Source organism: Endozoicomonas sp. ONNA1 (assembly GCF_024606325.1).
Classification (GTDB): Bacteria; Pseudomonadota; Gammaproteobacteria; order Pseudomonadales; family Endozoicomonadaceae; genus Endozoicomonas_A.
Genome location: NZ_JAHHPN010000256.1, coordinates 1 through 10559 on the forward strand (window position 1 = coordinate 1; position 10559 = coordinate 10559).

Below are 10559 nucleotides of genomic sequence, written 5' to 3' on the forward strand. Positions count from 1 at the left end.
ACCAATTTATTGCAACCGCAGTAGGACAGCCTTAAGTCCGACAGGCTGCTAGGATTCAGGTTGACATTTTCATGTGAGTCCTGAAAGTGATTAAGTTGCATTATCATTTAGCTCAGCTAATCGCTCCGCTATTCCTGTTACAGGTTCTGAGTCTGGGAGCTCAGAACGCAGTTAAACCCACAACGCCTTCTGGTACAACCTACCCGACAAAAGTATTATGCGACAGCCTTATCGGGCAGCCCTCAGGGGTCCGGCAACGGCTGAGCCAATACAGCGAACTGGTTCGCGGGCGACAATGTGTTGTTCTCAGTGCCGATCCGACAAAGGATTTAGCTCAATTGATCAACGGGCTTCCAGACGACACCGTGATACTGCTCTCCTCCAGCACAACCACTACCATGACGCCTTCTCCTTCCGTTGCTACGGTGGCAGGTAAAACCCCCGTAAATTACTTTGTTGGCAGTGAAATACTTTTAAAGAACGGTCAGGATATTATTGGGGCTGCTGATGATGGTTTCGAGGTCGTCATCATGCCCGATAAAAGTTATTCAAATCGATATATGCTCAGAGTTGGAGACTACGTCGACTTTAAGTTTGCAGAAACAAAAGACAGCAACATAAGACACATAACTTTCCGTGACAATAGCCCTGAAGGCCATACACTTAAACGCGTTAACTCTATTGTTTATGGAGAATGCCATAACCGGAGACTGATTATGGAAAACAACGTATTCCATCTTACAGAATCGATCGGAGTCAGACTTGAATGCAGAGGAACCCTGGATGCATCGGCCAATAATTTACGCACCGGACCGGGCCTGCTGTTTGCCAATAACGCATTTAAAGGCGAAAGCTACAGCCTGATAAGCAACTTAGACTTTATTCCATTGGAAGCATTAGCTGTTTCTTATCCCGGGATCAAGCATCAGTCAGAGAAGCTCACTGTTATTGACAACGTATTCCAAGGCAAGATATCAGAAGTGGGACATTTCACTCTTGGGTCCGGAAGCCGCATGAATATCTTCAGAAACATTATCGACGTCGATAATAGTGGCACAACCTATCACGAATGGATCATGGGACACAGTGCACATAAACATGGCTTCGCTCTCGCGGGTCTTACCGATGAATATGCCGATGCCGATGCCGATTCCGATGCCGACCCCCCTCTCTTCAATGTGGCAGGCAATCGGATCAGCGTAAAAAATACAGCCATTAATATCGATGGAGAACTTAAACTGGCTTTGGCCTGCAATCACCTGCAGGCAGTCAAACCCTGGCGACAAGAACAACATAAATACAGCCTGATCGCCATTGATCCATTCCCTCTGGCAGGCGATTGCAAAAAGCCCCTGAGATTTCACCAAAGAGCCACTAAACCACAATCTGCATTCTGTAAGATTGTCAATACCTGGACGCCTACCAATGGTTCTCCTGCGGGTACTATCAGTGGTCTGACCAACCTCGAGGGGCAGTTCTACTTTAACTCAGCCAGTTGCCAGACAAGCACTTCAACCAGAATCTCTGCTGCTATTAAGGGCACAACCGTCACTATGACCGCTTTGGGAATTATGACCACATTGGCCCTGTTGTTGAATCTGTAACCTGAACTCGCCTCTGCGCTATAAAGAAGCTGCCTCAAAAACAGCAGCCAGCGATATTCCGGACATGTTTTAACATCCTTAATAGATAGGTATAAGTTCATAGGCTAGGATTCAGGTCAGCATTTTCATGGGAGTCCTGAAAATGATTAAGTTGCATCATCATTTAGCTCAATTAATCGCTCCTCTATACCTGTTACAGGTTCTGAGTCCGGAAGCTCAGAACACGACTCAGAACACGACTCAATACACAAGGCCGGCTCAGACAACCCTGCCGCCAACGACGGTATTGTGCGACAACCTTACCAGTCAGACTTCAGGGGTTCAGCGACGGCTAAACCAATACAGTGAACTGGTACGCGGACGACAATGTATTGTTCTTAGTGCCGACCCGAAAGGGGATCTGGCTCAATTGATCAATCGGCTTGGTGATAACACCGTGATACTGCTCTCCTCCGGGACGACCACCACCATGAAACCTTCTTTTTCCGTTACCCCGGTGGTGGGTAAAACCCCTGTTAATTACCTGATTGGCAGTGAGATAATTTTGAAAGACGGTCAGGATATTATCGGGGCAGCAGACAACGGTTTCGAAGTCGTCATCATGCCTGACGGAAGTTATACAGATCAATTTATGGTAAGAGTTGGAGACACCAGTAACTTTCGGTTTGGAGAAACAAAAGACAACAATATAAGACACATAACTTTTCGGCCAACAGGGCCTAAGGGCCTCAGACCCATTCACTCTACTGTTTTCGGGAAATGCTATAACCGGAGACTGATTATAGAAAACAACGTCTTTCATCTTCCGAAAGACAGTGGAGTCAGACTTGATTGCAGTCAATCTCTGGATGCGTCGGCCAATGATATGCGCACCGGGCCGGGCCTGCTGTTTGCCCACAACACAGTAAAAGGCAAAAGCTATAGCCAGGGAGGCAGAGAACTTATTCCAACGGAAGCGGTTACTATTCATCATCCTGACATCAAGCATCAGTCACAGAAGCTCGCTATTATTGACAACATATTTCAGGACAAGATATCAGAAGTGGGAAAGTTCACTCTTGGGCCAGGAAGCAGCATCAATATTTTCAGAAACAGAATCGACGTCGATAATAGAGGCACAAACGCTCATGAAGTGCAAATGGGACATCGTATGCAAAAAAATGGTTTCGCTTTCAAGGGTATTACCGATTCAAATGCCGAACCTCCTCTCTTCAACCTGGCTGGCAATCAAATCCGTGTAAGAAATACAGCCATCAATATCGATGGACAAATGAAACTGGCCCTGGCCTGCAACTACCTGCAGGCAGTCAAACCCTGGCGACAGGAAAAACATCGATACAGCCTTAAAGCCGTTGATCCATTATCTCTGGCAGACCAGTGCAAAAAATCCCTGAGTTCAAGCGTTGGCACAACCAGCCATCCATCTGCACTCTGTCAGATTGTGAATTCCTGGACGGCCATTGATGCCTCCCCGGCTACTGCCTTAAAAGGACTGACCAACCTCGAGGGTCAGCTCTACTTTGACCCGGCCATCTGCCAGGCAGCCCCTTCACACTCTGTTGTTATTACGGGTACAACCGCCACGACGACCGCTTTGGGTATCATGACCACACTGAACTTATTATTGATTCAATAACCAGAGTTTCTCCCGTTTAAAGAAGCTGTTGCAACGCTTTGGTTCCCATGATCCCGGCGTGTGAACATGTGATTTTCCTGAAATATTTTCACGTCCTCAATGGATACGTATAAATGCCAGGATGCCAGTCGACATATTCCCGGGAGTCCTGTAAATGATTATTTTGATGCGTCATTTGGCCCAGTTGTTCGCTCTTCTACTTCTTTCACAGCCCACTGGCCTTCAGGCTCAGAACACAACTCAATTTGTCGCCCCTTTTTCTACATCACCCGCTGCAACAGTGCCATGCAAGACTCTTGCAGGAAATACGACAGGGGTTCAGAAACGGCTAAACCAATACAGCGAACTTGTCCGTGGACGACAATGCATTGTTCTCTATGCCGACCCGACAGAGGATTTAGCTCAATTGATCGAACGGGTTCCGGAAAACACCGTGATACTGCTTTCTTCCAGAACGCCCCCTACCAGGACGCCCCCCTCCAGGACGACCCATTCCATGACGCCCCCTACAGTGAAGCCTTCTTCGTCTGTTACCTCTGCGACAGGTAAAATCCTGATTAACTACTTTATTGATAGTGAAATAGTTTTGAAAGACGGTCAGGATATTTTTGGGGCTGCTGATGACGGTTTTGAAATCGTCATTTCGCCTGGCGAAAATTTCCTGGATCAATATATGATCGTGGTTGGAAAAAGAAGCACTTTTCAGTTTGGTGAAATAAAAGACAGCTATATAGGCCACCTTACTTTCTGGCCAATTGAACCTAAGGGTTACAACCCTATTCATTCTATTTTTTTTGGGAAATGCTATAGCCGGAGACTGATTATAGAAAACAACGTATTTCATCTTCCAAACTGGATCGGAGTGAGAATTGATTGCTATAGATCTCTGGATGCATCGGCGAGTGGTCTGCGCAGTGGTCCTGGCCTGAAGTTCGTCAATAACACGGTCAAGGGGGAAACCATCCGCGAGTCTAAAGTCACCTTCATACCCTTAAGAGGGATATTTATTCAACTTCCAAACATCAAAAACCAGACAGCGGAACTCGCTGTTATCGAGAACACATTCCAGGGAAAGATGGCAGAGGCGGGTGAATTTATTCTTGGACCCGGAGGCCATATGGACATCTTCAGAAACACTGTCGCCATCAACAATACTGGCAAGACATCTCGGGAAATTATTAGAGGAGAAGTTCAACGAACAGGAGGGTTCGGTTTGATTGGTCATACAGATACCAATGCAGAACCTCCTCAATTTAATCTGGTGGGCAATCAGATCGAAGTATCAGATACCGCTATAAGTGTCGAGGCACAGATTGAGCTAACTCTGGCTTGCAACCATCTGCAGGCAGTCAGTCCGTGGCGACAAAAGCAACAAAAATACAGCCTGAAAGCCATGAATCCATTACCACTGGCCGGTGAGTGCAATAACGCCCTGAGTTCAAACGTTGGCATGACAACCCTTCCACCAACACTTTGCCAGATTGTCAATATCTGGACGGCCATCAATGACTCTTCGGTTACTGCTATCAGCGGACTGACTAACCTTGAGGGTCAGTTCTACTTTGACCCATCAATCTGCCCGACAGTCACTTCACCCCCTGCTGTTATTAGCTCGACACCAGCGGGTCAAAACGACACTGATGAAATTCTCATTTTGTTTGAGTGTCAAAACGTCACTGATGATATTACCAGTTCGTCAGCGGGAAGAACCTCCGCGACGACCGCTTTGGGTATCATGACCACACTGAGCCTGTTATTCATTCGGTGACCTGAACCCATTTCTCACGTTTTAAAGAGGCTGTCATAACACTATGGTTCCCATGCTCCCGGCCTGTGAACGTCTGATTTTCTTGAAATATATTCACGATATTAATGGATAGCTACAGATACGTGGACTAGGATTTCTTCTCAGGCTTTCCCGGAAGTTCTGAATATGTCGAAGCCTCATCGTAATTTGATCCGGTTGATAGCTCCTTTATTCCTGTTTCAGGCGCTGGTTCTGCAGGCTCAGACCTCGACCAGCGCACCTGCTACTTTGACGCCTCTTCCAACAGTATCGTGCGGTTCTCTTTCCGGAGAATCGATGGGGGTCATGCAACGACTACAACAGTATAATGAGCTTGTTCGTGGACGGCAGTGCGTTGTTCTCAGCGCCAAGCCCGCTGATGATTTGAGTGAGTCGATAAAACGGATACCAGAAAATACCGTTATCCTGCTGTCCTCCAGAACCACTTCTCCAACTGTGACGCCTGTAACGGGTAAAACCTCTGTAGGTTACCTGATTAGCGATAATATTTTTTTAAAGGAAGGTCAGGACATTATCGGGGCTGCTGATGATGGTTTTGAAATCGTCATCGCTCTGCATCCTGGTTTTACTGAGAGATATATGATCGGGGTTGGAGTCAGTGATGACTTCCAGTTTGGAAAAGCAAGAGACAATCACATAAAACACGTTACTTTCCGGCCAACTCAGGCAAATGCCCGCAATGCAACTTACTCTGCTATTTACGCACAATGTTATAACCGGAGACTGATTATAGAAAACAACGTATTCCACCTTCCAACCTGGGCTGCGGTTTACTTTTCTTGCCGAGAGGCCCTGGATGCATCTGCCAATAATTTGCGCCCGGGCCCAAGCATTCATTTAGCCCATAACACCTTCGTAGGTGAAACCTTGAGGGCATTAAACAACGACGTGATTCCCACGGAAGCATTATTTGTTAGTGTTCCTAACATCGAGAGACAGTCAAAACAGATCGCTATTGTTGAGAACACATTCAGGGGCAAAGTCTCTGAAGTGGCTGAGTTTACGATTGGAGCCGGAAGTAATGCAGATCTCTTCAGAAACACTATCGACATTAACAATACAGGCAGGACTCGTTCTGAAGTTCATTTAAATCGACAGTTTCGAAGAGGGGCCTTTGCTCTTTTGGGTCTCAGAAATACCAGTGCAGAACCTCCTCTCTTTAATTTTGCTGGCAACCACATCCAACTGACTTCAACCGCTATAAACATCAATAGACATCTTGCGGTGACACTGGCATGTAATCAGTTTCGGGCCGTTAATCTCTGGAATCAAATTAATAGTTACTACAGTCTGAAAGCCATTGATCCATTATCAATGGCAGATGAATGCAAAAAACTCCCAGGCTCAAATGCTACCACTCCCATGACACCCTGCCACCAGATTGTGAATACCTGGACTGCCATCACTCATTCCACAGCGACGCCTTTGAGTGGACTGGAAAACTTCGACGGTCCGATCATCTTTGACGCAGCAGTCTGCCCGACACTCCCTATGCCGACTGCTACCCATCATATCAGAGTGCTTAATAATACTGACGAGATCACCACTGCATCAGAGGGTACAACCGTCATGACAACTGCTCTGGGTTTCATGGCCACTCTGACTGTATTGTTGAATCTATAACCTGAGATTATGTGAACTGAGACGGTAGCACAGGCTTATGGCTAATTTTGAATGCAGCGTCCAGGATTCCAATAGACTATTCCAGGGAATCCTGAAAATGCTCAAGCTGCAACGTTATCTGGCTAGGTTAATCGCCCCTGTATTTCTGTTACAGGCTCTCTCTACAGAGGCTCAGACGTTTCAACCTTCAACAACATCCCCGACAGCTTCAACACCCTATCCGACGGTATCGTGCGAGTCTCTTTCAGAACAAACGATGGGGGTTCGCCAACGGCTAGACGAGTATAGTCGCCTTGTTCGCGGACGACAGTGCATTGTTCTTAATGCAGACCCCACAGTAGATACTGCCAGATTGATCAGTCAGATTCCTGAAAACACCGTGATACTACTCTCTTCCAGCACTCCCCAAGGAGTGCCACCTTCCCCATCCGTTAACCCTGTGACAGGTAAAACCCCGGTTAGTTACTTCATTGACAGTGAAATAATCTTAAAGGCTGGTCAGGACATTATTGGGGCTGCTGATAAGGGTTTTGAAATCGTGACCACACTTTCCACAGGTTTTAAAGAGCAGTTCATGATCAGACATGGAAACAGAAGCGACTTCCATTTTGGAGAAACGAGAGACAATCATATAAAACACATCACTTTTCAGCCATCTGAACCTGATGGCCACAGACCCATTAAAAGTATTATTCTCGCATATTGCTATAACCACAGACTGATTGTGGCCAACAACCTATTCTATCTTCCTGACTGGTACGGAGTTGAACTTGATTGCAGAAAATCTCTGGATGCATCTGCTGATGACGAGCGCACAGGCCCTGGCCTGCAGTTTGCGGATAACATGATAATAGGTGAAACTTTCAGCGCAGGACCACACAACATTACCTCCTTGTATGGGATAAATATTATTCTTCCTGCCATCTATAATCAGTCACAGAAAATCGCTATTGTTGATAACAGATTCCAAGGCAGGATGGCAGATGTGGGTAAGATTAGTCTTGGAGCCGGAACCAGTATCGATATTTTCAGAAACACGATCGACATTGACAACTCAGGCGGGACACATCTTGATCTTCGTGGTCAACAAACTCAAAAAGGTGGTTTTATTCTTACTGGCATTACAGATACTGGTGCAAAACCTCCTCGCTTTAATCTGGCAGGCAATCAGATCCGCGTAACAGACACCGCTATAAGTATTGAGGCACTGATCGCACTGGCTCTGGCTTGTAACTTCCTGCAGGCAGTCAATCCATGGCAACACGCTCAACTAAAAAACGTCACAGCCCTTAATCCACTGCCTTTGGCAGGTGAGTGCGAAAAATGCGTGAGTCCAACCGTAATTAGCGCATCAATCAGTCCACCCACATACTGTCATATTGTGAATTCCTGGTCGGCCATCAACAATTCCACAGCAGCCCCTTTGAGTGGAATGACCAACTTTGTAGGTACGTTCTTCTTTGACTTTACACACCACTGCCCGACAGTCATTAGTATCTGCCCGACAGTGACCATTATTGTTACGAAGTCCAGCTCCGACAGGATCTCCACTGTATCATCTGTAGATGCAACGACCATAAGCACTGCTCTGGGTGTCATGGCCTCCCTGGCTGTGTTGTTGAATTTATAACCAGTTAGCTAAGGAACGGGCTCTATGAGTGGCTCAGGAGTCAGAACCGGAATTCTGGGAAAAAGCACTTAACCCTCTTAATCAGTGGTTGCCGACAGGCAATCCACTGGATTTTTCGGGTAGGCGACTTGGTTATTTCATGAGGTGACTCAAAATAATGGAGAGAAGGAGACGGCATAGTCCACCTGTTTCCTCGCAACATCTTATTCGTATTAATGGATAAGTAGAAATGCAGCGACTAGGCTTCCTATCTAGGGGCCTGACCGGGAGTTCTGAACATGATCAAACTGCAATGTTATTTAGCCCGTTTAATCACTCCTATACTCCTCCTACAGGCTCTGAGCTTACAGGCTCAATCTACAAGCGTAAGCCCCTCTACTCAGCCCCCCCTCTCTACAGAATTGTGCGAACATCTTTCACCCCAGTCAATGGGGGTTGACAGGCAAATAAGCCTTTATAGCGATCTTATTTACAATCGACAGTGCATTATTCTAAAAGCCAATCCGACAGAGAATCTAAACAAGTTGGTAGAACGGATTCCTGAGAACACCGTCATCCTGCTCTCCTCGGAAACCGTCCCTACCCCCAGTACCCCCAGCCTTGTCACTTCCTCTGTCTCAGCCTCTGCCTCTGTCTCTGTCTATGCCCCTACTCCTGCTAACATCTCTTTCCCTGCTGGCGCTTCCGTCAATACGAATACGACCTCTAACCCGGTAGTTCAGTCAAACAGCACGACAGTGATGCCTTCTTCATCCGCAAGCCCTGTGCCAGTGAAAACCACGGTCGAGTACTTTATCGACGACGAGATTCGTTTGAAAGACGGCCAGGACATCATAGGAGCTGCTGATGAAGGTTATGAAATTATTATCAGGGATCGGCCAGGATATATGGTCAGGTACATGGTCAGGGTTGGAGCTCCCGATAACTTCCGGTTTGGAGAAAGAAGAAGCAGTAATATACGACACGTTACTTTCAGTCCAACTCGAGAGAATAACTTTCCATCAGTTGAGTCCATTATTTACGCAGAATGCTACAACCGGCGACTGATTTTAGAAGAGAACGTATTTCATATTCCCAGCCGGGCCGCAGTTAACCTTGACTGCAAGGAACCTCTGAATTTATCGGTCTTTTATTGGCACCGAGGTCCGGGTTTGGAGTTCGCCAACAACACGATCATTGGTAAAAAGTACACTACGCTTCAAAGTCGTCTGATTGCTGATGTTATTCCTGACCAGGGAATACTCATTAATCTTCCTGCCATCAGGAACAGGTCAGGTCTGTTAGCTGTTATTGGGAATACATTCCAGGGCGATATGGCGGAGGCGGGAGAGTTCAGACTGGGTCCCAAAGCCAGCATGGATGTCTTCAAAAACACGGTAGACATTTCCAATCATGGTATTACAAATCTCGACCCTGTTCGCAAAGGCGGATTCGTTTTTGTAGGAACCACAGAAAACGAAACAAGATTTCCTCTTTTTTACCTGATTGGCAATCAGATCAAAACAACACAGACCGCTTTAACCATCAGTGGACAAGTTGCTCTGAACCTGGTTTGTAACCACCTGCGGGCAATCAGACCCTGGTGGCAGCCGCTGGAACGGTTCAGTTTGATAGCAGCCCACATAACGCTGGATGACATGACTAAACAAAGATTGTGCGAAAAAGTCATGAGTTCACCTGATGTCTGGCCAATTCCCACTCAAACAACCGTGAATATCTGGACCGCCATAAATGATTCCCCAGCCACTGCCTGCACCGGACTGGTCAACCTCTTGGGTCAGTTCTACTTTGCCACGGAAGTCTGCCAGAAAGTCAATACATTCTCTGGTTTCATTGCGGGTAGTAATGCGTTCCTCGATGCATCGAATATAAGCACAGTTGTGACCACCAACTCATCAAGCACAACATCACTCTCCAATTCATCAAATACAATATCACTCCCCACTCCATCAAGTATAAATACGACAGTTGTTCCCACTTCATCAGCGCGTAAAGCCGCAGTGACTTCTGCTATAGGCGTAATAACCACTCTGGCTATATTGTCATCTCTATGACTCTTAACCTCTCCGGCTTGAAAAGGCCTTGGCAAAACTCCGGTTCCCATACATCGGCGTGGGAACCTGAAAGGTATATCCAGCGCACTGCGAACCGATCATTCTTCGGCCCATAGTGTTCAGGAAGTGCAAGCAGCCTGTCGGACTTATGCGTCCGTAGCGAGGATTGCAAGAAATTGAGGATAAAAATTTCTGCTTCTGAGGA

The 10559-nt window shown here is 46.6% G+C and carries 6 protein-coding genes; all 6 read left to right on the plus strand.

The annotated features are described in order from the left end of the window. Positions 1–86 precede the first annotated feature (86 nt). The gene (locus KDK19_RS06090) at positions 87–1604 is read left to right on the plus strand and encodes a hypothetical protein (protein ID WP_257274616.1); all 1518 of its coding nucleotides are present in this window, start codon (positions 87–89) and stop codon (positions 1602–1604) included. Positions 1605–1746: 142 nt separating this feature from the next. Beyond that, positions 1747–3240, plus strand: a complete 1494-nt coding sequence (locus tag KDK19_RS06095) for a hypothetical protein (protein WP_257255517.1) — start codon at positions 1747–1749, stop codon at positions 3238–3240. 154 nt (positions 3241–3394) lie between these two features. Beyond that, positions 3395–5008 (plus strand): hypothetical protein, encoded by a 1614-nt coding sequence (locus KDK19_RS06100; protein WP_257291558.1) that lies wholly within the window; start codon positions 3395–3397, stop codon positions 5006–5008. A 165-nt stretch (positions 5009–5173) separates the two neighbouring features. Beyond that, on the plus strand, positions 5174–6670 hold the full coding sequence (locus KDK19_RS06105; protein ID WP_257291559.1) for a hypothetical protein: 1497 nt from the start codon (positions 5174–5176) through the stop codon (positions 6668–6670). Positions 6671–6767: 97 nt separating this feature from the next. Further along, on the plus strand, positions 6768–8300 hold the full coding sequence (locus KDK19_RS06110) for a hypothetical protein (RefSeq protein WP_257291560.1): 1533 nt from the start codon (positions 6768–6770) through the stop codon (positions 8298–8300). A gap of 278 nt (positions 8301–8578) precedes the next feature. Further along, complete coding sequence (locus tag KDK19_RS06115) at positions 8579–10354, plus strand: hypothetical protein (protein ID WP_257255513.1); 1776 nt, start codon at positions 8579–8581, stop codon at positions 10352–10354. Positions 10355–10559 lie beyond the last annotated feature (205 nt).